This window comes from Lentzea sp. NPDC102401 (genome assembly GCF_044765805.1).
GTDB lineage: Bacteria > Actinomycetota > Actinomycetes > Mycobacteriales > Pseudonocardiaceae > Lentzea > Lentzea sokolovensis.
The window spans coordinates 354,821-378,960 of the sequence record NZ_JBIWKS010000005.1; the positions used below are offsets into that span (position 1 = coordinate 354,821).

24 protein-coding genes are annotated in these 24,140 nt (G+C 69.4%); 8 read left to right on the top strand and 16 right to left on the bottom strand.

Annotated features, from left to right (window positions below; all coding sequences use genetic code 11):
* Positions 1-26 precede the first annotated feature (26 nt).
* On the bottom strand, positions 27-479 hold the full coding sequence (locus ACIRG5_RS20595; RefSeq protein ID WP_402906738.1) for a DUF4396 domain-containing protein: 453 nt from the start codon (positions 477-479) through the stop codon (positions 27-29).
* Positions 480-559: 80 nt separating this feature from the next.
* Here ACIRG5_RS20595 and ACIRG5_RS20600 point away from each other — a divergent pair, with 80 nt between their 5' ends.
* Positions 560-892: a hypothetical protein gene (locus tag ACIRG5_RS20600; protein WP_402906740.1), complete on the top strand. Its 333-nt coding sequence runs from the start codon at positions 560-562 to the stop codon at positions 890-892.
* A 58-nt stretch (positions 893-950) separates the two neighbouring features.
* Positions 951-1,448 carry a DUF305 domain-containing protein gene (locus ACIRG5_RS20605; protein ID WP_402907091.1) on the top strand — a complete coding sequence of 166 codons (498 nt, stop codon included), beginning with the start codon at positions 951-953 and terminating at the stop codon, positions 1,446-1,448.
* Here the strand turns inward: ACIRG5_RS20605 and ACIRG5_RS20610 are convergent.
* Genes ACIRG5_RS20610 through ACIRG5_RS20625 form a run of 4 tightly spaced genes read right to left on the bottom strand, consistent with a single transcriptional unit; the run spans position 1,445 to position 3,691 of the window.
* Positions 1,445-2,440, bottom strand: a complete 996-nt coding sequence (locus ACIRG5_RS20610) for a YdcF family protein (protein WP_402906741.1) — start codon at positions 2,438-2,440, stop codon at positions 1,445-1,447. The genes ACIRG5_RS20605 and ACIRG5_RS20610 overlap by 4 nt on opposite strands.
* 22 nt (positions 2,441-2,462) lie before the next feature.
* The gene (locus ACIRG5_RS20615) at positions 2,463-2,630 is read right to left on the bottom strand and encodes a hypothetical protein (protein WP_177320962.1); all 168 of its coding nucleotides are present in this window, start codon (positions 2,628-2,630) and stop codon (positions 2,463-2,465) included.
* Between the two features lie 16 nt (positions 2,631-2,646).
* The gene (locus ACIRG5_RS20620) at positions 2,647-2,799 is read right to left on the bottom strand and encodes a hypothetical protein (RefSeq protein WP_319979824.1); all 153 of its coding nucleotides are present in this window, start codon (positions 2,797-2,799) and stop codon (positions 2,647-2,649) included.
* Positions 2,800-2,833: 34 nt separating this feature from the next.
* On the bottom strand, positions 2,834-3,691 hold the full coding sequence (locus tag ACIRG5_RS20625) for an aminoglycoside phosphotransferase family protein (protein WP_402906742.1): 858 nt from the start codon (positions 3,689-3,691) through the stop codon (positions 2,834-2,836).
* 138 nt (positions 3,692-3,829) lie between these two features.
* Here ACIRG5_RS20625 and ACIRG5_RS20630 point away from each other — a divergent pair, with 138 nt between their 5' ends.
* Both ACIRG5_RS20630 and ACIRG5_RS20635 read left to right on the top strand, forming a co-directional pair.
* Positions 3,830-4,591, top strand: a complete 762-nt coding sequence (locus ACIRG5_RS20630) for an IclR family transcriptional regulator (RefSeq protein ID WP_402906744.1) — start codon at positions 3,830-3,832, stop codon at positions 4,589-4,591.
* Positions 4,592-4,621: 30 nt separating this feature from the next.
* The gene (locus tag ACIRG5_RS20635) at positions 4,622-6,067 is read left to right on the top strand and encodes an aldehyde dehydrogenase family protein (RefSeq protein ID WP_402906746.1); all 1,446 of its coding nucleotides are present in this window, start codon (positions 4,622-4,624) and stop codon (positions 6,065-6,067) included.
* Here the strand turns inward: ACIRG5_RS20635 and ACIRG5_RS20640 are convergent, their stop codons facing one another.
* From ACIRG5_RS20640 to ACIRG5_RS20670, 7 genes are all read right to left on the bottom strand, one after another.
* The gene (locus ACIRG5_RS20640; protein ID WP_402906748.1) at positions 6,068-6,697 is read right to left on the bottom strand and encodes a response regulator; all 630 of its coding nucleotides are present in this window, start codon (positions 6,695-6,697) and stop codon (positions 6,068-6,070) included.
* The gene (locus tag ACIRG5_RS20645; RefSeq protein ID WP_402906750.1) at positions 6,694-7,557 is read right to left on the bottom strand and encodes a sensor histidine kinase; all 864 of its coding nucleotides are present in this window, start codon (positions 7,555-7,557) and stop codon (positions 6,694-6,696) included. Before ACIRG5_RS20645 ends, ACIRG5_RS20640 begins: the two co-directional genes overlap by 4 nt.
* The gene (locus tag ACIRG5_RS20650) at positions 7,554-8,765 is read right to left on the bottom strand and encodes a serine hydrolase domain-containing protein (protein WP_402906751.1); all 1,212 of its coding nucleotides are present in this window, start codon (positions 8,763-8,765) and stop codon (positions 7,554-7,556) included. The genes ACIRG5_RS20645 and ACIRG5_RS20650 overlap by 4 nt, the downstream gene beginning before the upstream one ends.
* Positions 8,766-8,861: 96 nt before the next feature.
* Positions 8,862-10,412 carry an MDR family MFS transporter gene (locus ACIRG5_RS20655; protein ID WP_402906753.1) on the bottom strand — a complete coding sequence of 517 codons (1,551 nt, stop codon included), beginning with the start codon at positions 10,410-10,412 and terminating at the stop codon, positions 8,862-8,864.
* Positions 10,409-11,032: a TetR/AcrR family transcriptional regulator gene (locus ACIRG5_RS20660; protein WP_402906754.1), complete on the bottom strand. Its 624-nt coding sequence runs from the start codon at positions 11,030-11,032 to the stop codon at positions 10,409-10,411. The genes ACIRG5_RS20655 and ACIRG5_RS20660 overlap by 4 nt, the downstream gene beginning before the upstream one ends.
* 73 nt (positions 11,033-11,105) lie before the next feature.
* Positions 11,106-11,858 carry a DUF427 domain-containing protein gene (locus tag ACIRG5_RS20665; protein WP_402906756.1) on the bottom strand — a complete coding sequence of 251 codons (753 nt, stop codon included), beginning with the start codon at positions 11,856-11,858 and terminating at the stop codon, positions 11,106-11,108.
* Positions 11,859-11,901: 43 nt separating this feature from the next.
* Positions 11,902-12,885: a ribose-phosphate diphosphokinase gene (locus ACIRG5_RS20670; protein WP_402906757.1), complete on the bottom strand. Its 984-nt coding sequence runs from the start codon at positions 12,883-12,885 to the stop codon at positions 11,902-11,904.
* A gap of 425 nt (positions 12,886-13,310) precedes the next feature.
* On the opposite strand from ACIRG5_RS20670, the gene ACIRG5_RS20675 reads away from it, so the two are divergent.
* Together ACIRG5_RS20675 and ACIRG5_RS20680 are read left to right on the top strand one after the other, a co-directional pair.
* Positions 13,311-14,804 (top strand): alpha/beta hydrolase, encoded by a 1,494-nt coding sequence (locus ACIRG5_RS20675; RefSeq protein WP_402906759.1) that lies wholly within the window; start codon positions 13,311-13,313, stop codon positions 14,802-14,804.
* A 36-nt stretch (positions 14,805-14,840) separates the two neighbouring features.
* The gene (locus ACIRG5_RS20680; RefSeq protein WP_402906761.1) at positions 14,841-16,340 is read left to right on the top strand and encodes an alpha/beta hydrolase; all 1,500 of its coding nucleotides are present in this window, start codon (positions 14,841-14,843) and stop codon (positions 16,338-16,340) included.
* Here the strand turns inward: ACIRG5_RS20680 and ACIRG5_RS20685 are convergent.
* Complete coding sequence (locus ACIRG5_RS20685) at positions 16,305-19,088, bottom strand: AAA domain-containing protein (RefSeq protein ID WP_402906763.1); 2,784 nt, start codon at positions 19,086-19,088, stop codon at positions 16,305-16,307. The two genes, ACIRG5_RS20680 and ACIRG5_RS20685, sit on opposite strands and share 36 nt — an antisense overlap.
* Between ACIRG5_RS20685 and ACIRG5_RS20690 the strand changes: the two genes are divergently transcribed.
* Positions 19,063-19,356 carry a hypothetical protein gene (locus ACIRG5_RS20690; RefSeq protein ID WP_402906765.1) on the top strand — a complete coding sequence of 98 codons (294 nt, stop codon included), beginning with the start codon at positions 19,063-19,065 and terminating at the stop codon, positions 19,354-19,356. The two genes, ACIRG5_RS20685 and ACIRG5_RS20690, sit on opposite strands and share 26 nt — an antisense overlap.
* Here ACIRG5_RS20690 and ACIRG5_RS20695 read toward each other — a convergent pair.
* The 3 genes from ACIRG5_RS20695 to ACIRG5_RS20705 all read right to left on the bottom strand — a co-directional run bounded on the left by ACIRG5_RS20695 (position 19,353) and on the right by ACIRG5_RS20705 (position 23,621).
* Positions 19,353-21,170, bottom strand: coding sequence for a S8 family peptidase (locus tag ACIRG5_RS20695; protein ID WP_402906767.1), 1,818 nt, complete (start codon positions 21,168-21,170; stop codon positions 19,353-19,355). The genes ACIRG5_RS20690 and ACIRG5_RS20695 overlap by 4 nt on opposite strands.
* Positions 21,171-21,332: 162 nt before the next feature.
* A complete protein-coding gene (locus ACIRG5_RS20700) occupies positions 21,333-22,271 on the bottom strand; it encodes an RNA polymerase sigma factor RpoD/SigA (RefSeq protein ID WP_402906769.1) in 939 nt (312 codons plus the stop codon).
* A gap of 66 nt (positions 22,272-22,337) precedes the next feature.
* Positions 22,338-23,621 carry a hemolysin family protein gene (locus ACIRG5_RS20705; RefSeq protein WP_402906771.1) on the bottom strand — a complete coding sequence of 428 codons (1,284 nt, stop codon included), beginning with the start codon at positions 23,619-23,621 and terminating at the stop codon, positions 22,338-22,340.
* A gap of 90 nt (positions 23,622-23,711) precedes the next feature.
* Here ACIRG5_RS20705 and ACIRG5_RS20710 point away from each other — a divergent pair, with 90 nt between their 5' ends.
* Positions 23,712-24,107 carry an ATP-binding protein gene (locus tag ACIRG5_RS20710; protein ID WP_402906773.1) on the top strand — a complete coding sequence of 132 codons (396 nt, stop codon included), beginning with the start codon at positions 23,712-23,714 and terminating at the stop codon, positions 24,105-24,107.
* The last annotated feature ends 33 nt before the right edge of the window (positions 24,108-24,140 follow it).

A 24,140-nucleotide genomic window follows, 5' to 3' on the forward strand; every position in this document is an offset into this window, starting at 1 on the left:
CCGGGGCACCCGCCCCGGCCTTTCTGTCAGTGGTGGTGCTGGTGGACGACGGCGTGGCCCTTGCCGCGCGCGATCATCCAGCGGTTCACCGGCACCGTCACCACGAACGCGACGGCCAGCGAGAACACCAGCGCGGCCCAGAACACCCAGTTCGCGAGGCCGGCGTTCATCGCGCCGGGCACGAGCAGCATCACCGCGTTGTCGACGATCTCCATGACCGCGATCGACACGGTGTCCGCGGCCAGCGCCACCCCGATGGCCGCTTTGAACGCGAGGCCCGAGCGCAGCACCGGACGGATCGTCAGCGAGTAGCCGAACACGAACGCGAGCACCACGGACAGCACGACCGTGGCGAGGTTGCCCCAGCCCAGCGCCGTGCCGATGACCATGCCGAGCACCTCGCCGATCGCACAACCGGTGAGGCAGTGCAGTGTCGCGGAGATCGCCTGCCTGGTCAGACTCGCGGGAGTGTGGTCCATCTCCTCCTCCTTCAGCGTCGCGCCGAATGATACCCCTAGGGGGTATGCGTATCAAGCCATACCCCCGTAGGGTGTGTCACATGACGAGGCGCCGGCTCACCCAGTGGGTGTTGCTGTGCGCTCTCGTCTTCTCGGTCGTCGGTATGCACCATGTCGCAACGGCGGAGACTCCGCACGCCGACCACACGATGTCCCACCAGCAGGAACCTGAACAGCCGCACGAGCACGACCTGCTGCACCTGTGCCTCGCGGTGCTGGTCGCCGCGGCCGTGGTGCTGCTGGGCTGGTTCCTGGTCCGGACGGCCCTCCCCCGGCTCGCGGCCCTTCCCGCCGAACCGCCGCTGAGCACCCCGCAACATCCGCCACCGGGCGGAAGACAGCTCCTCACGACTCTCTGCGTGCTGCGGAACTGAGTTCGTCAGTCCGTTCAGCACTGTCCACAAACGCAGAGAGAAGAAGAATCCCTTGAAGATGTTCCTCATCGGGGCTGTCGTCGGCATGCTCGTTCTGAGCGCCTGCGGCGGTCCCGCGAACACGGCTGCCGATGTCACGTTCGCGCAAGGCATGGTCCCCCACCACGAGCAGGCGCTGGAGATGGCGAAGCTCGTGCCGTCGCGCAGCAGCGACGACAAGGTCCGCGACCTCGCCTCCCGCATCGAGAAGGCGCAGGGCCCGGAGATCGCCCAGATGAACGAGTGGCTACAGCAGTGGGGAGCCAAGCAGGATCACGAAGGTCATGACATGACCGGGATGATGGGCCAGGACGACATGGCGGAGCTGGAGAAGTCCAGCGGCGCCGAGTTCGACCGGATGTGGCTCGACATGATGATCAGGCACCACGAAGGTGCCGTCGAGATGGCGAAGACCGAACTCGCCCAGGGCCAGGACGACAAAGCGAAGAAGCTCGCGCAGGCCGTCATCGACGGCCAGCAGCAGGAGATCACCGAGATGAAGGCACTCCTGGGCTAACCGATCTGGGTCAGCGCGAGCCCGCCGGCCATCAGCACAGCGCACGCCAGGCCGTGCACGACGGGGTTGCGGACCAGGAGCGCCACGAACTCCCGCAGGAACGCGCTCGGCACGAAGTACCAGGCCGTGGGCGCGCCGATGACCTGCAGCCGCAGGCCCTGCTTGCGGGAGAGCACGGCGGTGCGGAACACGTGGTAGTTGTTCGTGACCGCGACGACCCGGCCGTTGAGACCTCGTTCGGCGAGCAAAGCCTTGCTGTAGCGCAGGTTCTCCTCGGTCGTGGTCGCCTGGTCCTCCATCACGACGTCGGCGTCGGGCACGCCGCGTTCGAGGAGGTACTCGCGCATCGCGAAGGCCTCGGAGACGTCCTCGTCCGAGCCCCGCCCGCCTGACACGACGAGCACGGGTGACCGGCCGGCCTCGCGGTCGCGGTGGTAGAGCCGCATCGCGCGGTCGAGCCGGTTCGCCAGCAGCTTCGGCACGCGGGACCCGATCAGGCCCGCGCCGAGCACCACGATGCCGTCGAACCCGTGGCGGCGGCCCGTGCGGCCGTAGATCACCGAGTACAGCAGCAGGCTCACGAACAAGAACGCGATGTACGCCGACGTCAGGAACAACCCGATCGCGATACCGCGGATCCAGTCGTTGGGCTGGGCGATGCCCCAGAAGAAGTAGATCATCTCGCCGAGCAGGGCCAGGCCCGCGAGCAACGACAGCAGGTTGCCCAGCGACCGGCCCTCGCGGCGAACCATCACCAGGCCGTTGGCCAGCAACGCCAGCGGAAGCAGCAGCAGGCCGAGCACGGCCAGCATGAACGCGAGCAGCAACGGCAGGCTCAGCACCGGGTTGTCCCGCCCGGCCTCCGCGAGCAACAGCAGCAGCATCAACAGCGAGATGCCGAGCCACACGGCGTTGCTCAGCCTGCGGCGGTCACGCACCATCCCGATGACGAAGAAGAGGGCGGGGATGAGGAAGAGCAGGCCGGCTAGCACCGGCCAAGGGTAGTACCGGTGATCACTCGTCGCTCTCGGGCGCCGGAACCGGCTTCGGGCGCGGCCTCAAGCGCACCGCGCCCGCCGTCAGATCGAGCGGTCCGGTCTCCTCGTAGTCCTCGCCGGTGCCCGCGTCCGTCGCCTCGCGGCGGACCTTGGGGCCCGGGAACAACTCGCCCAACTGTCCCATGCCTTCGACACTACCCTCAGAACAAGGCGATGAGCAGGATGATCACGGCGATCGCGACGACGATCGGAATCCACATCGAACCCGCCGGCCTGCGGTAGTGGCTGCGGACCGTGGTGCTGCGGAAGAAGCTGTACGGGGCGCTGCGGCGGTGGCGGCGAACCCAGGGCATGTCGTCCTCCTCGATCGTGGCTGTCTGCCTCCGGTTACCCGGTTCTCAGCCTTTCGAGTACTCCAGCCAGCCCAATCCTCGTCATCTCGGCGTCGTCGGTGTCGTTGCCGCGCAGGACCTCGTGCCAGGGCCCGAGCCGGTGCCAGAACAAGGCCCGCTCACGCAGTTCCGGCGTGACCCCGTAGGTCTCGGCGAAGGCCTGGGCGAACTCGGGGGACGTGGAGTGCAGCGCCCACGCGAGGTCGATCGCCGCGTCACCGATGTGCAGGTCACCGAAGTCGATCACGCCGGTCAGCACGCCGTCGCCGCCGAGCACGTGTTCGGTGCCGAGGTCGCCGTGCACCAGCGTGTCGGCGGGCAGGCCGTCGATCCCGGCCAGCAACTCGCCGCCGCCGGGCACCCGCACCTCGGCCCGGAAGCGGTCGACGGGCAACGGCATCGGGCCGACACCTCGTCGCTCCGCCTCTGCCACGGGCACCGCGTGCAGCGCCAGCAGGAACTCCCCCAGCTGCCGGCCCTGAGCGGCGTCGAACCGGGTCAGTTCCTCGCCCCGCACCCACTCGTGCCGCACCACCAGCGGCTCCTCGGACACGATCTCCGGCACCGGGACGGGCAGCGGCAGCACGGGTGCGAGCCACGGCATCACCACCGTCTCGCGCACGAGCTGCGGCTCGATCTCGGGACGGCGCGGCCGTCGTTCCACCCAGCGCCCGCCGACCAGGAACGCGGTGCTGTCCCAGCCTTCACCGAGGTACGTCATGTGCCCAGTGCTACCAGCAACTCGCGCGCTTCCGAAGCGACTTTCGCCTGCCGCGCCGGCCAGGGCCTCGCGTGCCGTGTGGACGGAGCCGGTGATCCGCGCGCGGATCAGCAACGCACGCGACTCGTCCATGAGGCTGTCCGTGACGCGCGGCAAGCACCTGGTGCGGCGCGCGGTCTGGTGTCGCGGCCACCGAGCCGATCTTGGTGAGGTGATCACCGATGTGCGTCGGAGCGGCCGTGCCGGGTTGGACCGTGCAGAATCCCTCAGGTGGCCGCCACCGTCTCCTCCAAGCTGCTGTCGCTGCTCGGCACGTTCGACGGCCGGCATCGACGGCAGACCCTGAGCGGCATCGCGCGGCGCTGCGGGTTGCCGATCAGCACCACGCACCGGCTGCTGGCCGAGCTCGCGGAGTGGGGCGCGGTGCGGCGGCTGGACTCGGGCGAGTACGTGATCGGGCGGCGGATCTGGCGGCTCGGGTTGCTCGCGGCCGGCGAGGTGGAGCTGAGCCGGGTCGCGGAGCCGTTCCTGCACGACATCCACGCGGCGACGCGGGCGGTGGTGCACCTGGCCGTGCGCGAGGGCACGGAGGTGCTGTACCTCGATCGGGTGTCGGGGCACGCGTCGGTGCCGATCGTGAGCTCGACCGGCAGCCGGTTGCCGTTGCACTCCACCGGGGTCGGGAAGGTGTTGCTCGCGCACGCGCCCGCGGAGATTCAGGAAGAGGTGCTCACGCACGGGCTGACGCGGATCACGGCGTTCACGGTCACGGAACCCGGCCGGATGCGGGCGCAGCTGCACCGGATCCGGCGCGACGGGTACGCGCAGACGTTCGAGGAGATGACGCTCGGGGCGTGCAGCGTGGCGGTGCCGGTCGAGGTGGAGGGGCACGTCGTCGCGGCGCTTGGGATCGTGGTGCCTGACCTGCGCAACGTGCGGGCGCGACTGGTGGCCGCGTTGCAGGTGGCGGCACGGGGCATCGCCCGGATGTTGGAGCCCAGTTTCCACCCACCGGAAGCCGGACTTGGATGATCAGCCTGTCTGACGGTTGAATCCTCAACTGTGGCAAGCGACAAGCGTGAGCTCCTCATCGGCGGCGACAGCGTTCCCGCGCTGGACGGCCGCACCACCGACGACCTCAACCCCTTCACCGGCGAGGTCTACGCCGTTGTGGCGGCAGCCGGGCCCGCGGACGTCACGCGGGCCGTTGACGCGGCTCAGGCGGCCTTCGCGGAGTGGGCGGCGACCGCGCCCTCGGTCAAGCGCGGGATCCTGCTGCGAGCGGCGGACGGACTGGAGGCCAGGACGGCCGAGGTCGTCGCGGTCATGGCCGCCGAGGTCGGCGGTGTCGGCGGATGGGCCGGGTTCAACGTCATGCTGGCGGCCAACATCTTGCGCGAGGCGGCCGCGGCGGTCACCCAGCCCGTCGGCGAGGTGCTGACGACGGAGGTGCCCGGCCAGCTGTCTCTCGCCGTCCGGGAACCGCTCGGCGTGGTCGCGGCGTTCGCGCCGTGGAACGCGCCGGTCATCCTGAGCGCGCGGGCCGTCGCGGCGCCGCTCGCCGCCGGGAACACCGTGGTGCTCAAGCCCAGCGAGGACGCGCCGATCGCGGCCGGGCTGTTCATCGCCGACGTGTTGCGCGAAGCCGGGTTGCCGGCGGGCGTGCTCAACGTCGTGACGAACGCTCCCGCCGACGCCGCCGCGGTCGCCGAGGCGTTGATCACCGACTCGCGTGTACGCGCTGTGAACTTCACCGGGTCCACCGAGGTCGGCCGGATCGTCGGAACACTTGCCGCGCAACACCTCAAGCCCGCCGTGCTGGAGCTCGGCGGCAAGAACTCGTTGCTGGTGCTCGACGACGCCGATCTCGACCACGCGGTCGACGCGGCGACGTTCGGCGCGTTCCACAACGCCGGCCAGATCTGCATGTCGACCGACCGCATCCTCGTGCACCGGTCGGTCGCCGAGGAGTTCACCGCGAAGCTCGCGGCCAAGGTCGGCTCGCTGCCGCACGGCGACCCCACCGACCCCGGCACGGTGATCGGCCCGGTGATCAACCAGCGGTCCGCCTCCCGCGTCGCCGCGCTGGTGGCCGAGGCGGTCGAGGCCGGCGCTACCGTGCGGGCCGGTGGCAACGGAGGCGCGACCGTGCTCGACGGCGTGACTCCGGCGATGCGCGTCTTCCAGGAGGAGATCTTCGGCCCGGCCGTCGTCGTAGTGCCCGTCGCCGACGACGACGAGGCCGTGGCCATCGCGAACGACACCGAGCACGGTCTCACCGCGGGCATCCTCACCGAGGACTCGCGGCGCGGTCTCGCTCTCGCGCAACGGATCCGCACCGGCATCGTGCACGTCGGCAACCAGACGGTGGACGACGAGCCGCAGGCGCCGTTCGGTGGTGTGAAGTCCAGCGGCTACGGCAGGTTCGGCGGCCGGTGGGGCATCGAGGCGTTCTCCGCGACCCGCTGGGTCACCGTCGCCAGCGAGCACGGCCACTTCCCGTTCTAATTAGAGGCCCGCTTCGTGGGCGACGATCGCCGCCTGGACCCGGTTCTCCGCGCCCAGGCGGCTCAGGATCGCGCTCACGTGCCCCTTCACCGTGCCCTCGACCAGGTCGAGGCGGCGGGCGATCTGCGCGTTCGACAGGCCCTGGCCGAGCAACGCCAGCACGTCGCGTTCCCGTGCGGTCAGCGTCTCGACCCGTGTGCGCGCCTGCCCGATCCGGCCGCCGCGGAACCGGCTGATCATCCGGGCCGCCACCTTCGGCGCCAGGTAGGCGCCGCCGGACGCGAGCGCGTGCACGCCCGCGATCAGTTCGCGCGGATCGCCTGACTTCAGCAGGAATCCGCGCGCGCCACCGTCCAGCGCCCGTTCCAGGTAGCCGTCGTCGTTGAACGTCGTGAGCATCGCGACGCCGAACCCCAGCCGTGCCAGTTCCGTCGCGGCTTCCAGTCCGTCGAGGCGCGGCATCCGGATGTCCAGCAGCACGACGTCGGGCCGGTGTTTCAACGCGAGGTCGATCGCCTCGCGTCCGTCCGACGCCTCCGCGACGACGTCCAGTTCGGGGTCGGAGCCGAGGATGGCGCGCACGCCCGCGCGCACCATCATCTCGTCGTCGGCGAGCAGTACGCGAATCACGAGTCCCCCGAGTGCGGTAGCACGGCGACCAGCTCGAACCGGCCGCCGCCACGACTGACGCGCAGGCTACCCCCGGCGAGCCGCACCCGTTCGCGCAACGCGACCAGCCCCAACCGGCTACCCGCGCCGCGCCGCCGTCCGGCGTCGTTGCCCGCCTCGACCACGGTCGCGGCTTCGTCGGTGGTGATGCTCAGCCGCAGCAACGACTTCGGCGCGTGCTTCGCGGCGTTCGTCAGCGCCTCCTGCACCACCCTGTGCACCGTCCGTTCCACTGTGGACGGAATCGGGCCCTCCGTCGAGAACTCGACGCGCATCCCGGCCTTGGTGGCGCGGTCGACGAGGTCCTGGAGGTCGTGGTCCGGCGGCGGCTCACCGTCGCGCAGCAGGAACACCAGTTCCGACAACCGTTCCGTGGCGTCGGCCGCCGTCTCCCGGAGCTGCGCGGCGGCGGCCTGGTGCGCGGCGGGCAGCGTCATCTCCAGCGCACCGGCTCGCAACGCCAGCAGACTCAGTTCGTGCCCGAGCCGGTCGTGGACCTCGTGCGCGATCCGGGTGCGTTCGCGCAGGTGAGCGGCCTCGACGGTGGCGGCGGCCAACGCGGCCTGCTGGTGCGCGACCCGCCCGAGGAACCACGGCAACGCGACCGACAGCCCCACCACCGCCAACGCCATCAGCCCGCCGGCGACCGCCCCCAGCAGCACCAGCGCCGTCCAGCCGGACTCGGTGCGGCGCCCGAGCAGGAACGAGATCACGAACAACGGCCCCCACACCGCGACCGTCCACGGTGGAACGCTGGTCTGCATCGCGAACGACACCGCAACCGCCGCCGCCACACACCCTGCGAGCGCAGCCGTTCTCATCGCCGCCACCTCGCGACCGCAACACTCAGGTTCATCACGCTGGACACGCCCAACCACACCACAAGCGGCAGCGAATAGTGCGCCAGTTGGAAGAACGTGATGTCGCGCCCGCCGCCGTACAGCAGCCCGAGCAACGTCGGCAACGCCAGCAGGATGCCCAGCGGCACGAACCTGAGCACCTGCCACGCCTTGTGGAACCTCCGGGGCCTCCTCAGTGCCCGAATCCCCAGCCCCACCGACAACAGCGTGAGCGCGGCCAGCACCAGATCGGTCAGCAGCCGGTACGACTCCGGCTCCGGCGGCGTCCTGCCCTCGACGACGTCGGCGATCCCGTTCTCCAACCCGTACGTGCCTTCGTTGCCGAGTGTGACCCCGCTGTTCGCCATGACCGCGATGCCGTACCCGGACACCGTCAGCAGCTGCCCGGCCGTGCCGGTGAACCAGATCCCGCTGTGCCGCAACCGTCCCTGCTGGTCGGCCTCCCAGCCCATGCCGTCCTGCGGAGCCAGCTTCGGTTGCGCGGCCAGCCACTTCGCCATGTCGGCGGCTGTGGTGATCACGCCGTCCGAGCCCGTGACGAACCTGTCCGGTTCGGTCAGCGAGATCGAGAACCCGTAGGCGTAGCCGTAGCCCTTGCGGTAGTCCGGCGGCAGATCGCGTGGCGTCACGTCGATCGCGACGGTGTCCTTCATGTTCAGGGGTTCGAAGACGTGCTTCTTCAGATAGGCGTTGAAGTTCTCGCCCGACGCCACCTCGACCAGCCGCGCGGCAAGGTGGTAGTTGGTGTTGGTGTAACGGAACTCGTTGTCCGGCACGGCTTGCTGGAGCGCTTCCCGCGCCCGTTCCACCGCCTCGGCCGGACTACTGGGCTGTTTCAGGCTCTTCTCCGGCAACGTCCGGTCGCTGATCCCCGACTTGTGGGCGAGCAGCTGACGCGCCGTGACGCGAGAGTCGAACACCGGCCGGTCGAGGTCGATCCTGCCGGCGTCCGCGAGCTGCCGGACCGCCAGCGCCGTGAACGACTTGCTGGCCGAGGCGATCGCCATCTTCGTGTTCTCGGTGATCGGGGCGCCGGTGGAGTCGTGCCCGAAGCCCTGGACCGCGACCACCTGGTCCCCCTTGGTGATCGCGACGGCGACTCCCGGACAGGAGGCCTCACCCATGTACGTGGAAACGAGCAGCGTGAGCGCCGCACCCCAGATGTTCATGGGACAGAACGTAGGGAGCGCCGAAGCTGAAAACCCGACCTGAAAGACAGAGCGGACCCCCGACGAAAGTCAGGGGTCCGCTCCCGGCGAAGCGAATCAGTGACCCGCGGCCATCTCCGCCGCCAGCCGGTCGTCGCCGCTCGTCTCCTTGAGCGGCTTCTCCTTGATGAACGCCACCGCGAGCAGCGCGAGCAGTGCGAACGGCGCGCCCACCAGGAAGATCTCCGCGGTCGCCGTCGCGTAGATGTCGGCGATCACGGCCTTGATCTCGGGCGGCAGCACCGAGATGTCCGGCACCTTGTTCTCGCCGCCGGTGCCGCCCATCGCGCCGAACTTCTCGGCGGCCAGGGACGAGACCTTGCTCGCGAGCACCGCGCCCAGCGCCGAGACGCCGATCGCGCCTCCCAGCGAGCGGAAGAACGTCAGGGTGGACGTGGTGGCGCCGAGGTCGCGAGCCGGCACGTCGTTCTGCGCGGCCAGGACCAGGTTCTGCATCATCAGGCCCACGCCGACGCCGAGCACGAACATGTGCACGGACACCATGAACACGGTCGTCTGCGCGGTGATCGTGGACAGCAGCAGCATGCCGCCGACCATGAACACGCCGCCGGCGACCAGGAAGGCCTTCCACCTGCCGAACTTCGTGATCAGCTGGCCGGCGACGGTGGACGAGACGAGCAGGCCGAAGATCAGCGGCAGGCCGAGCAGGCCGGCCTGGGTCGGCGTCTTGCCCAGCGAGAGCTGGAAGTACTGCGACAGGAACACCGTGCCGCCGAACATCGCGATGCCGACCAGGGCACTGGCGATGGTCGCCAGCGAGACGGTGCGGTTGCGGAAGATCGACAGCGGCACGATCGGGTCGTGCGCGGTGGCCTCCACGCGGACGGCGGCCACGAGCAACAGCACGCCCAGCGACACCAGGCCGGCGGTCCAGCCCGACGCCCACTCGAACTTCTGACCGGCGAGCGAGGACCAGATCAGCAGGGTCGAGACGCCGGACACGATCAGGAACGCGCCCAGGTAGTCGATCTTCGTCTTCTCGTTGCGCACGACCGGCAGGTGCAGGGTGCGCTGCAGCATGTAGATCGCGGCGAGGGTGAACGGGATGCCGATGAAGAAGCACCAGCGCCAGCCGAGCCACGAGGTGTCGACCAGGACGCCGCCGATCAGCGGGCCCGCGACGGTGCCGACGCCGAACACCGCGCCGAACATGCCGGAGTACTTGCCGAGCTCGCGCGGCGGGATCATCGCGGCCATCACGATCGTCGCGAGTGCCGTGACGCCACCGGCGCCCAGGCCCTGCACCACGCGGCTGATGATGAGCATCTCGATGTTCTGCGAGAAGCCCGCGATCAGCGAGCCGACGACGAACAGGCTCAGCGACGCCTGGATGAGCAGCTTGCGGCTGTACAGGTCGGCGAGCTTGCCCCACAGCGGCACGGTCGCGGTCATCGCGAGCAGCTCGGTCGTCACGATCCACGCGAAGATCGACTGCGAGCCTTCGAGCTCGGAGACGATGCGCGGCAACGCGTTCGAGACGACGGTGCCGGCGAGGATGGCCACGAACATGCCGAGCATCAGGCCCCACATGGCCTGGACGACTTCCCGTTTGCTGTGGACCGGTGTTGCTTCTGCCTCGGTGCTCATGATCCCCCTTCGTGGTGGTGCGGTACGTGAGCCAGCCCGGTGCCGAACAGGCCGAGCGCCTCGCCGACCAGCTCGCCCAGTGCGACGCTGTCGTCCAGGGCCCATCGCGTCACGGCGCAACGGAAAGCGGCGCTCCCGGCGGCGACCAGCAGCCGCGGGTACACGTGGGACTCGGGCAGCCCCGCCCGCTGTCCCACGGCGTTCGCGAGCAGTTGCTCGGACTCCGCGCTGTTGGCGAACGCGCGGACCAGCAGGTCCGGCCGCTGCATCAGGACTTCCTTGCGCAGCAGCCACAGGTCGCGTGCGTTGTTCAGCTCGTCGGTGATCTCCGCGAGGATCGAGCGCCGGTACGCGTCGAACGGCGAGACCTCGCCGGGAAAGGCCAGGATGCGCTCGGCGATGCGCGGGCCCGCCTCGGGGTCCGCGCCGATGAGCGCCTCGTCCTTGCTCGCGAAGTAGTTGAAGAACGTGCGCACCGAGACGTCGGCCTCGGCGGCGATCTCCTCCACCGTGACGTGGTCGTAGCCCCGCTCGGCGGCGAGACGCACGGTCGCCCGCTCGAGCGCGGCACGCGTGCGGCGCTTCTTGCGGTCGCGCAGGCTCTCCCCCGACTGGTTCACGAGGTTGAGGGTACGGATATTTTTGCAGTCACTGCAAGTTTGCAGAGTGTGAAGTGAGACTCGCTGTCAGTAGCTATGACCAGGGAGTCTTCGGCTTCTCCTGAAGCTCGCCGTCGACGAAGAGGTCGACCTTCTCGCTGTAGAAGCACGCCATTCCGGCGACCTTCTGGCTCTCCGGCAGCGGCTCCCGGTAGATCCAGACGAGGTCCTCGTGGGTCACGCCGTTCACCTCGACCGACCAGTACGCGGCGGTCCCCTTGTACGGGCACTGCGTCCGCGTGTCCGACGGCCTGAGCAGATCGAATCGAACGTCGCTCAACGGCAGGTAGTAGCGCGGTGGAAGGCTCGTCTCGAACAGGATCCGCGGCTGCGACGACGCCGCCAGCGTCACCCCGTCCACTGCGACCCGCACGTGCCGTGAGCTGCTCAGGACGTCGACCCGCTTGTACGGGTCACGCGGGTGGACGTAGATCGGCTCGTCCTCTTCCAGCCACTCGTCCATGGCCGCGAACTCGAACCGGACGAGGTCCCGCAACTCCTCGATCGGCGAGTCCGGGTAGGTCAGCGCCGCGCCAGAGGCCGTGCCGCCGGCCGTGATGACGTCGTGCACGATTCCATCGCCCCTGCTCGGCGAGTGCTTCGTCTCCCCCGTCGGCTTCAGTTCGGCGCGCACGGAGGACAGCGGCAGGTAGTAGGCCGGGTAGTACGGAATCTCCCAGACCAGGCGCGGCGAGGTCGTGTCCACGACCAGTTCGCCACCGAAGTACGCACGGACCCGCTTCGCCGACTGCTCGACCCGCACCCGGCCACGCTCGTTGTCGCCCATGCCCCATACCAACACGGGACGGGCGAGCGAGCTTCCCGAAAAGTCAGGCGTTGCCTTCGAACAGCGACGTCACCGAGCCGTCCTCGAAGACCTCGCCGATCGCCCGCGCCAGCAGCGGCGCGATGCTCAGCACGGTCAGGCCGGGGAACCGCTTCTCGTGCGGGATCGGCAGCGTGTCGGTGAGGATCACCTCGCGGGCCTTGCTCGCGATGAGCCGGTCGTGGGCCTCACCGGACAGCACGCCGTGCGTGGCCACGAGGACGACGTCCTTCGCGCCCTGCTCCAGCAGCTGCCGGGCCGCCGTCGTGCTCGTCATCGCCGTGTCGATCATGTCGTCGACCACGACGCAGGTGCGGCCCTCGACGTCGCCGACGACGCGGTTGGACGTGATCTCGTTGGGGCGCAACGGGTCGCGCGTCTTGTGAATGAACGCGATCGGGCAGCCGCCGAGCAGGTCGGCCCACTTCTCGGCGAGCCTGGTGCGGCCGGCGTCCGGGGAGACGATCGTGAGGTCCTCGCCCTGGTAGCGGCCGCGGACGTGCTCGCAGAGCAGCCACATCGCGTGCAGGTGGTCGACCGGGCCGTCGAAGAAGCCCTGGGCCTGCGCGGTGTGCAGGTCGACCGTCACGATCCGGTCGGCGCCCGCGGTCTTGAACATGTCCGCGACCAGCCGTGCCGACACGGGTTCACGTCCGGCGTACTTGCGGTCCTGGCGCGCGTACGGATACGACGGCACGACGGCGGTGATGCGCTTGGCCGAGGCGCGTTTCAGCGCGTCCACCATCAGCAGCTGCTCCATCAGCGAGTCGTTGACCGGCGCGCTGTGGCTCTGCATGACGAACGCGTCCGCGCCGCGCACCGACTCCTCGAAGCGCACGAAGATCTCGCCGTTGGCGAAGTCGTAGGCGGCCTGTGGCGTGATGGCGACACCGAGGTGCTTGGCCACGGCCTCGGCCAGTTCCGGGTGCGCCCTGCCGGTGAGCAGGATGAGCTGCCGCTTGGCGATGCCCGGCTTACCGCTGACCATCGCCCACGCTCCACGCTCGTCCGACCCTGAAACCCGATCGTTCAGCATCTCCGCGAGATCACGCAAACTCCGTGTCCGGCCGATGAGATTCCACGTTGCAGAGGAATGCTGATTCACTCGATCGGTACCACCCACAGGTGGTCACGTAGCAGCCTTCTTGTCCCACGCTCGGTATAGATCGGGGGAACCGGATTCACCTCTTGGGGTATGACCATGGTGATTTCTTGATCAGCGTCCTTGAGGTGTCAATGACCATGCCTACGCTCCCCCCATGCCGGAGACCCAGGAAGCACCTGGACCAACAACCCAGGCTCCCCCCGCGAACCCGATCGTGATGGGCACGCCCATCCACGACCAGATCGCCGACCACCTGGGAGTTCGCCAAAAGCATCGACGGCCTGACTAGGCGCGGCTATGAACGCTCCATGCGTCTCTCCGTGCTCGGCGCCGTGGTGGCGCTCGTGGTCGTCCTCGTGCCACCGGCTCAGGCCGCGCCCGCCGCGTCGCCGATCGCCTGGAGCGCGTGCGAGCCCGCACGCCCCGGATTCGAGTGCGCCACGGTCACCGTGCCGCTCGACCACGACGACCCGCGCGGCGCGACCACGACGGTGGCGCTGACCCGCAAACCCGCCACCGACCGGGCAGGACGCATCGGCTCGTTGCTCTTCAACCCCGGCGGGCCCGGCGCGTCGGGGATCGACTACGTGTGGGCGTGGGGCGAGAAGATGGCGGCCGGGCTGCGGGGCCGGTTCGACGTCGTCGGCTTCGACCCGCGCGGCATCGGCCGGTCGAACCCGCTGCGCTGCTTCGCCTCCGCCGAGGAGCGGGCGGAGTTCCTGGCCGTGGGCCCGATCTTCCCGTACGAGCGGGCGCAGGAACGGCCGTTCTTCGACCACTACCGCTCGCTGGCGGCCAAGTGCGACCAGCCGATCGCAAGGCACATGAGCACCGCCGACGTCGTACGCGACCTCGACCTGCTGCGACGCGCGCTGGGCGACCGCAAGCTCACCTACTTCGGCACCTCGTACGGCTCGTACATCGGCACGACCTACGCGAACATGTTCCCGGACAACGTCCGCGCCCTCGCGATCGACGGCGTGCTGAACCCCGAACTCTGGTCGAGCGGACGGCAGATCGAGTCCGATCGGATCGCCACCCGAGAGGTGCTCGACGAGTTCTTCCGGCTCTGCGACGAGGCCTCGTGCGCGTTCGGACCGAACTCGGAGCAACGGTGGCAGGCGCTGCTGGACTCGGTGCGCGCCAAGCCGATCACGCTCGGCACCGAGGTGTGGACCTACGACGCGGTGATCCAGTGGGCGTTGTTCGCCGGGTTCGCCTCGGAGAGCTGGACGGACGTCGCGGCGGTGCTGGACCAACTCTCCGACGCGGCCACAAGCCTGTCGACGGCGTCGGCCCCGGTCTACGACAACTTCTTCGACGCCAACCTGGGCACGATGTGCGCGGACACCGAGTTCCCGCGCACCTTCGGCGAGTACCGGGCGGTCTCCCGTTACGCGGAGGCCGGGTCGGAGTTCGGCCCCTACTGGTGGTGGAGCACCAGCGCGTGCGCGAACTGGCCTGTGAACGAAGACCGCTACACCGGGCCGTGGCGGGCCCGCACGTCCGCGCCGGTTCTGGTGGTGGGCAACCGGTTCGACGGCTCCACGGACTTCCGGGGCGCGCAGGCCGTGGCGAAGCAGCTGCCCAACAGCCGGCTGCTGGAGTACGCGGGCTGGGGGCACATCGCGTACCGGCGCAGCCAGTGCGCCATCGATCACATCCACTCCTACCTGCTGAACGGCTCGCTGCCCGCGGCGGGAACGCTGTGCCCGGCGAACCCGAACCCGTTCCTCGACACGGCGTCCCAACTGGCCGGTCACGACTTTCGGCGGTCGACGGGGCCGGTCGCGAGCAGGTAGGAAGAGCGCTTCTGCGGACAAGAGGGGAGCTTGTCGATGCGATTCACCGTGCTGGCCGCCGCGGCCGCGCTCATGATCACCGGCACGCCCGCCGTACAGGCCTCGGGTGGTGGCGCGCAGGTCCCGAAGATCGACTGGGCGGCCTGCGGACCCGAGCACCCCGGCTTCGAGTGCGCCTCCGTGAAGGTGCCGCTGGACTACGACAACCCGCGCGGCGCCACCACGTCGGTGGCGCTGGCGCGCAAGCCCGCGACGGACAAGGCGCGCCGGATCGGGTCGCTGTTCCTCAACCCCGGCGGTCCCGGCGGTTCGGGCGTGGACTTCGCGCTCGGCGCCGGGAACAGGCTGTCGGCGAACCTGCAGGGCCGGTTCGACATCGTCGGGTTCGACCCGCGCGGCATCGGCAAGTCCGATCCGCTGCACTGCTTCTCCAGCGAGGAGGACCTCGGCAAGTTCTTCGAGGGAATTCCCGGCTTCCCGTACCAGGCCGCACAGGAACGGCCGTACTTCGACCGCTACCGCTCGCTCGGTCCGGAGTGCCTCGACGACCAGCCGATCGCCCGGCACATGAGCACCGCCGACGTGGCGCGGGACATGGACCTGCTGCGCCGCGCCGTCGGTGACCGCAAGATCAGCTACCTGGGCTTCTCGTACGGCTCGTTCCTCGGCGCGACCTACGCGAACCTGTTCCCGAACAACATCCGCGCGCTCGTCATCGACGGCGTGCTGAACCCGGCGCTGTGGTCGAGCGGGCAGCAGGTCAAGTCCGACCGGATCGCGACCAAGGAGGAGTTCCGCGAGTTCCTGCGCACCTGCGACGAGGCCCAGTGCGTCTTCGGGCCCCAGTCGGAGAAGCGCTGGGACGCGTTGCTGAAGTCGGTGCGCGCCAAGCCCATCGAGCTGGGCGGCGAGGTCTTCACCTACGACGCGGTGATCAACTCCGCGCTCGGCGCGATGTACTCGCCGCGCGACTGGCCGGACGCCGCCGCGCTGTTCGACCAGCTGTCCGACGCGGCAGCCGGGGTCGCCTCGGTGTCCGTTGCGCCGGAACCGGACTACGACAACGGGTTCGACGCCTACAACGGCAACGTGTGCGCGGACATCGAGTTCCCGCGCGACTTCCACTCCTACCGGTCGACCGCCCGTTACGCGGAGGCGGGTTCGGAGTTCGGCCCCGCCTGGTGGTGGGGCAACGCGGCGTGCGCGAACTGGCCGACCAACCCCGACCGGTTCACCGGCCCGTGGCGCACCCGCACCAACGCGCCGGTTCTCGTGGTGGGCAACTACTTCGACGGTGTCACGGACTTCCGTGGCGCGCAGGCGGCCAACCGTCAGATCGCCGGCAGCCGTTTGCTGGCGTACGCGGGTTGGGGCCACACGGCATACCAGGTGAGCAAGTGCGCGACCGACCACACGAACGCGTACCTGCTGAACGGCACGTTGCCGCCGGTCGGGACGGTGTGCCCGGCGAACCCGAACCCGTTCCTGCCGTCGGTCGCGTCAGCGGAGCCGTTGTTCAAGCCCAGCCGCAGGTAGCTCCTGGGCCAGCTCGACAGCGGCGCGGGCCGGGTCGTCACCGAACCGGCTGCCGAACGCGTCGTGCACGCGCCACCCCGCGTGGGTGAGCGCACGCCAGCGGGCCAGATGCGCTCGCACCCCTTCCGGGTGCGGGCGCGTCTCCACCGCGACGGCGTCGTCCTTCTCCCCCACCACGAGGTCCACGCGCCACTGCCCCACCGGGTAGCCGGTGCGCACGGTCAGTCCGGCGGTCCGCAGCTCGGCCGCGAGGCTCGCGGTCCAGGCGTCCTCGGGTTCGGTCCCGGCGGTCTCCGTCGGCGCGATGTCCGCGTGCCGCAGGTACTCGCCGATCAGGCCGGGCGGTTCGGCCGCCGACGTGATCACGTGCACCTGACGGCGGGCACGGGTGGTGAGGACGGCCAGCAGGTTGCGGTCGTTGACGAACCGCCACGCGCCCGGCTTCTCGTCGGCGGCGAGACTGATCACGACCTCGTCGAACTCGCTGCCCTGCACGCCGTGGACGGTGCCCGCCCGGACGCCGCCGGTGGTGATCTCGTCCAGCGTCAGTTCGCCGAGCAGTGCCTCCTCCAGGGCGTCGGCCTGGGCCCGGAACGGGGTCACGACGCCGATCGAGCGCACCCCGGCGGCCACCCGTTTGCGGACGTGGGCGAGCACGGCGTCCACCTCGGCCTGGTTCGCGCCCTTCGTGGTGCGTTCGCCGGAGACGTGTTCGGTGTCGATGCAGTCGACGTCGGCGATCGACGGGTGCGTGGTGAGCAGCGCGATCTTGCCGTCGTAGAACTTGGCCGCGGCGAACCCGATCAGGTGCGGCGCGCAGCGGTGGTGCTCGTCCAGCCAGTGCACCCCCGTGGTCGCCGCGCCCGCGTCGAACAGGCTCACCTTCGGCACGTCCAGCCGGTCGCGCAGGTCCTGCGTGCCCTCCGCGTCGACCGCCGCCTGCACGGCCTGGTCGCTGACGAACGACACGTGCCGCAACTGCCGGGGATCGCCGCCGATCACCGCGGACCGGCCACGCAGCAACGCGGGCGCGGCCAGTGGCTGGTCGACGTGACTGGCCTCGTCGATGATCACCAGGTCGAACATGCCGGGCACCGGCGGGAGGATGTCCTCCACATCGGACAGCGTGCCGACCCACAAGGGCAGTGCCGCCACCAGATCCGCGCTGTCGATCTCCGCGAGTCCACGCCTTCTGGCCGCACGGCCTGACCTCAACGCCTTCGCCAGCGCCGCCACCGCACGGCGCGCGCCCGCACCCCGGCGGCTGACCGAGTACTCCTTGAGCCAGGCGGCGGTGGCGGTCCGGCTCGCGACGTCCTGCTCGGCCAGCAACGGCCGCAACTCACCGAACGCCGTGCCGCCGCTCGTCCCGATCCGGATGGAGGCCGCGGTCTGTTCGGCCGCCTCGATCGCCGCGGTCAGATCCTCGACGGAGACCTCGTCCGCACCGGCCAGGTTTCGTGCCTTCTTCAGCGCCCACCCGGTGCGCAGCCCGCCGAGGAACCCCGTGCGCGGCCGGAGGAGTCCATGCAGTTCGGCGAAGTCCACGCCCGCGTCGAACACCTTCGGCGCCACCGCCCGATGCGCCGGCATCAACGCTTGGTGCTTCTTTCCTTCTGCCGCCAGCTTTTCGTCCGTGAGCGAGCCGTCCGCCGTGCGTTCGACCCGCTGAACCGCCGCGGCGGCCGCGCGCCGGACCCGGTCGAGCTCACCGAGCCGGCTTGGATCGCTCGTCGCGGACAGCCCGTCGCTCAGTTCGCGCGCCATCTCCTGGCGCAGTTCGGAGTCACCGAACAACACCGGCACCGGCCCGCCCGCCTTGCGCAGCGCGGCGCCGAGCACGTCGGCGGCGTTGCGGGTGCGGCTCGCGAGAAGCACGGACTTGCCCGCCGCCACCGCATCGAGAGCCAGCGCGGCGAGGGTGTGTGTCTTGCCGGCGCCAGGGGGCCCGCCCACGACCGTGATCCGCGCACGGCGGGCATGCTCGACCGCGCGCATCTGGCTGTGGCTCAGCGGCAACGCCGAACTGATCGGCTCGTCGTGCGCGTCTGGCTCGGTAGCGGCCCCGTACAACGCCGCGAACGCCGTGCCGTCGAGGCCCTTCTTGCCCGACCAGTCGAACAGCGCCGTGCCGTGCTCGGTCTTCACGACTGGTTCGCCCGCGTGCAGCCCGGCCCCCATCGCCACGACGAGTTCGTTGCCGGAGATGAACCGCCTGGGGTCGTCGTGCACGATCGGCACGTTCTCGAACCCGGCCTGCCGCAGCGTCTCGGTGATCCACTCCTCGGACGGCGCGAGCGCGGCCTCCCGTTCGGCGGTCTTGGCCCAGTCGTCGATCAGCGGGAACACCCCGGCGTCACCGGCGACGTGGAAGGCGTAGCCGAGCCCGATCCCGTGGTGCAGGCGCACCGGCCGCGACACCAGCGGCAGGCAGACCCGGCGCCGTTGCCCGCCGATCTGCGCGGGTCCGGCGAGGAACGCCCAGCCCAGTCGCAGCAGCCGGTCTTCCTGGTGCAACGCGTCGTACGCGGCGAGGTGCGTGACCTCGTCGCGGGCCTGTTTGGGCGCGGTCCACGAGACCGGCGTCCAATGCGGACCCTCCTGGAGGAGCGTGATCGCCCGCCAGGACGGTTCGTGGTCGCCGAGCCACAGCAGGCCGGCGGATTTGGTGAGGTCCAGTTGGAGCTTCTGCGGCTGCTCAGCGGCACTGAGCCGGGCAAGGGTGCGCAAGACCGCAGAGACGTTCACGCACGACATCGTGCCATCCGAGGCAGTGGCTTCGTGGACCGTGGAGGATCTTCCGGCTGGACTGCGCCTGATCGACTGGGACACCGTCGGACTGGCTCCGCCGGAACGCGATCTCTGGTTGATCGGCGGTGACAGCGCCTTCTGCTCACTGCGCTGGGCCGTCAACGACATCGCGGACTTCGCCGTGTCGCTCCGCGCCCCGCACGAACAGTCGCGGGACGCGGAGCTCACGTTGCACTACTTCACCGAAACGCTCAAAAGCCTTTAGAGCGTCAGGCTCCACGTGTCGAGGGTGCCGACGTCAGCGGTGGCCGCGTCACGGACCCGGAGAGTCCAGGTGCCGTTGCGCGTCTCCGACGACAGGTTCGTCGTGAAGGTCTGGTCGATGTTGTCGGCGCTGCCACCCGCACGGTTGTGCAGGTTGTAGACCGAACCGTCCGGCGCGACCAGGTCGACGATCAGGTCTCCCTTGTAGGTGTGCTTGATGTGCACCTCGACCTGGCTGGTCGCCGACGCCGTGCCGGTGCAGCCGCTGAACACGATCGTGCTGGTCACGGTCGTGTTGTCCGGGATCGCGACGTCCGTGCCGTTGGTCTGCTTGGCACAGGTGGCCGTGCCGACCGTCCAGGTGAACGACGTGCTGCCCGAACCACCCGCGGACGCCGTCGCCGTGACGGTCACGTTGTACGTGCCGGCGACCGTGGCAGTGCCCGTGACGAGACCGTTCGAGGAACCGATCGACAGCCCGGTCGGCAGACCGGTGGCCGACCACGTGTACGGCGCGGTGCCGCCCGACGCGGACAGCTGCAGGTTCGCCGTGCCGTTCAGCGCGGTGGTCTGGTTGCCCGGGTTGGTCACGGAGACGCCGGGAACGCCGCCGGTGTTGGTGCGCAGCAACAGGTTCGCCGAGCCGGTACCGGGGTTGGTGATCTTGTTCGGGGTGGCCTGGGCGAGGATCGCCGCGTGCACCTCGGCCGGGGTCTTGGCCGGGTTGTCCGCGAGGTAGAGCGCCGCCGCGCCCGCGACGTGCGGGGACGCCATCGACGTGCCGCTCATCGTGGCCGAGCCGGTGTTGTTGTTGTACGAGGCGGAGACGATGTCCTGGCCGGGAGCGAACAGGTCGCTGCACGTGCCGAAGGACGAGAACGACGCGCGGGCGTCGGTGCGGGCCGCCGCCATGACGTTGATGGTCTCGGTGACGCGCTGCGGCGAGTACTTGCAGGAGTCGTCGTTGAAGTTGCCCGCCGCCACGACGTACGTGACGCCGCGGCCGATCGACGCGCGCACGGCGTCGTCGAGCACACGGCTCGGCTCGTTCGCCGTGCCGGTGTAGAGGCTCATGTTCGCCACGGCCGGAAGGACGGCGTTCGCGGTGACCCAGTCGACGCCCGCCGCCTCGGTGGCGACGGAGCCGCCACCGGCGCAGTTGAGCACGCGGACGGCCTTGAGCTTGACTTCCTTCGCCACGCCGTAGGTCGCGCCGCCGACGGTGCCGGACACGTGCGTGCCGTGGCCCTGGCAGTCCTTGCCGTTCTGGCCGTCGGTGAACGCGTCGAAGCCGAACGACGCGCGGCCACCGAAGTCGGCATGGTTGTAGTTGATGCCGGTGTCGATCACGTACGCCGTCACGTTCGACGCGCCCGTGCTGTAGCTGTACTTGCTGTCGAGCGGCAGGCTCGCCTGGTCGACGCGGTCAAGGCCCCACGACGGCGGGTTGAGCTGGTCGGTCAGCACCTGCACGGTGCGGTCCTGCTCCACGTAGGACACGGCCGGGTCGGCGGCCAGGCGCTTGGCCTGCTGCTTCGACAGCGTGGCCGAGAAGCCCTTGAACGCGGCCTTGTAGGTGAAGCCGATCTTGGCACCGTAGCGGGACGCCAGGCCGTCGACGCGACCGCTGACCTCCGACCGCGCCATGGTGTTGTCCTTGAGCACCACGATGTAGCTGTCCTGGACCGCGTTCGGCGCGCTCTCCGCGACGATCGGTCCCTCGGGCTGCGCGGCGGCAGCCTGTGGGAGCGCTAACACGGTTCCAGCGACGGCGATCGCCGCCACACCGAACGTGCGCAGGGTGTGTTGTCTCATCACTGCTCCTCATTCGCAGGGAACCGCGTGCGAACGCTGGGCCGGCCCTCGACGGCCCTACAGATGCGTTCACACGCGGTTGCGAAACAGCTTCAGTCCGTTATCGGACGTGATGAGTCTTTAGTTGCGACAAGGAGCAGAACAAGCGACTTTCGTCTGTTGTCAGCCGGCGAGCGCGAAAAGATCGTCCCGGTCGCCCGACTGCTTGAGCTGGGCGAGCGACTGCTTCTCGAGCTGGCGGATGCGCTCACGGGTCAGGCCGAGCTCCTCCGCGACCTCCTGAAGGGTGCGGGCACGCCCGTCCTCCAGGCCGAAGCGCAGGCGCATGATCCGGCTCTGCCGCTCGGGCAGGACGTTCAGCAGGGAGCGCACACCCTCGGTGAACTCCTGCTGTTCCAGGAGATCCGGGGCCGACACGCCGTCGGTGTCCTGGATCAGGTCGCCCAGCACCGAGTCGCCCTCGTCCCCGACCGGCGTCTCCAGCGACACGCAGGTGCGGGCCGCGTCGCGCATGTCCTGCACGCGAGTGGGCGAGCACTTGGCCTCGGCGGCGATCTCCTCGATCGTCGCCTCACGGCCGAGAGCCGTGGACAGCTTCTGCCCGATCTTCTTGAGCTTGTTGACCTCTTCCACCACGTGCACCGGCAGGCGGACGGTGCGGGTCTGTTCTGCCAGACCGCGTTCGATCGCCTGGCGGATCCACCACATGGCGTAGGTGGAGAACTTGTAGCCCTTGGCGTAGTCGAACTTCTCGACGGCGCGGATCAGGCCGAGGTTGCCCTCCTGGATCACGTCCCCGAACGGCAGTCCGCGGAACGAGTGCTTCTTCGCGACCGACACGACCAGGCGCAGGTTCGCGCGGATCATGTGGTCCTTGGCTCGCTCGCCCTCGGCGACGATCCGGCGCAGCAGCCGCGGCTCGCGCGTCCTGTCACCGGTCTGGAGCAGGTGAGCGGCGTAGACACCGGCCTCGATGCGCCGGGACAGGTCGACCTCCTCGGAGGCGGTGAGCAGCGGTGTGCGCCCGACCTCACGCAGGTACTGGCCCACCAGGTCCGCGTCCTGCTGCCCGGATGCGCGGTTCTTCAGATCTGCAGGCATGACAAATCCCCCCGTTTCCGTCGGCAGGTGTGGCAGCCAGAAGTGGCTGCACTCGTGTGTAACGGTTCAGAGGTCCACTTCATTCCGCGGTTTCGGCTGTGACCTCAGCCTCACCTGCGTGATCGCGTGGTGTTCCACGGCCAGGACCTCGATCTTCCAGTCGGAAACTTCCACCACGTCTCCAGGCTCCTCGGGGATGCGGCCGAGGATCAGCAGCACCAGCCCGGCTACCGTCGCGTACTGCCCGGCAGGCGCGTCGCGCAGCTCGACGCCGACGTCCACCAGGTCGTGCACCGGGAACGTGCCGGGCAGCTCGATCGACCCGTCCGCCTCGGTGCGCACCGAGATCACGTCCGCGTCGGTCTCGTCGTAGATCTCGCCGACGATCTCCTCGAGGAGGTCCTCCAGCGTCACGATGCCGTCGACGGCGCCATGCTCGTCCACCACCAGCGCCAGTTGCTCGTGCTCCGCCTTCATGCGCCGCAACGCGTCGGTGACGCGTACCGAGTCCGGCAGCACCATCGGCGCTCGTGCCACGTCCACGAGGGACACGGTGTCGTCGAGCAGGTCTCGCAGGTGCACCACACCGACCACGTCGTCCAGATGACCGTCCTTGGTCACCGGCGCCCGGGAATGTCCGGACCTGGCCAGGACTTCCCTGGCGGTGGCCGTGTCCAAACCTGATTCGAGGATCGTCACCTGCATTCGGGGCACCAGGACCGCGCGCAGCCGTCGTTCGTGGATCTCCAGCGCGCCGGTCATGATCGTGCGCTGCTCCGGGTTCAGGTGATGTTGCACCTCAACGAGATCGCGCAGCTCCTCCTGCGACATCGGCGCCTCGTCGGCGTTCGGGTCGCCGCCGAAGATCCGCACCACCAGGTCGGTCGACTTGCTGAGCAACCACACCGCGGGCCGGGAGATGGTCGAGAGCAGGTCGAGCGCGCTGGCGACGATCTTCGCCCAGCGGACGGCGTACTGCATCGCGAGGCGTTTGGGCGCCAGTTCACCGAAGACCAGTGTGACGAACGTCAGCACCACGGTCACGAGCGCGATCGCGACACCGTTCGCGGCTGCTCCGAGGAAGCTCAGCAGCGGCACGATCGGCGCGGCGAGCGAGACCGCGGCCGTGGCCGACGCCAGGAATCCAGACAGCGTGATGCCGATCTGAACGGTCGCGAAATACCTGTTCGGATCGCGTGCCAGCCGGACCAGCCGGCGATGCCCTTCGCGTTCCAGCGAGCGCAGTTGACCTTCGCGCAGCGACACGAACGCCATCTCGCTGCCGGCGAAAGCCGCGTTGAGCAACACCAGGATCGCGACCAGCGCGAGGTCGAAGCCATAGCCATCCACGCGTTTGGGGTAGCACGCGCGGTGGTATTTCGCACCCTGACGGCCGTCTTGAGCAGCCAGGAGGGCTTCAGCCGAACGAGGTGGGATGAGATGGACACCCCAGAGGTGCTGAGCGCCTCCGCGAGGACCTTGCACACCCTGCCGGAGGACGAGCCGGACCTCGCCGCGATGCGCGCGTGGGTCTGCAGTCTGTTGGGAGATCTACCGGAGGACGTCAGCCTCGACGTTCTCCTCGTGTGCACGGAACTCGCCAGCAATGCGTACGAACACGCCGAAGGACCACGCGCCGTGCGAGTGCAACGACATACCGACTTCATCCGGGTGGAGGTCGACGACCACACACCGGCCGAGCTTCCGAACCTGGGTACCTCACGGCTCGGTGACACCCGAGGCCGTGGACTGATCTTGATCGCCCAGCTCTCCCGCTGCTGGGGCACGCTCGAGTTCGCCGGCGGGAAGACCATCTGGGCCGAGGTGAACGCATAGGTCGTCTGTGCGTTTCGCACAGACAAGTCGTGA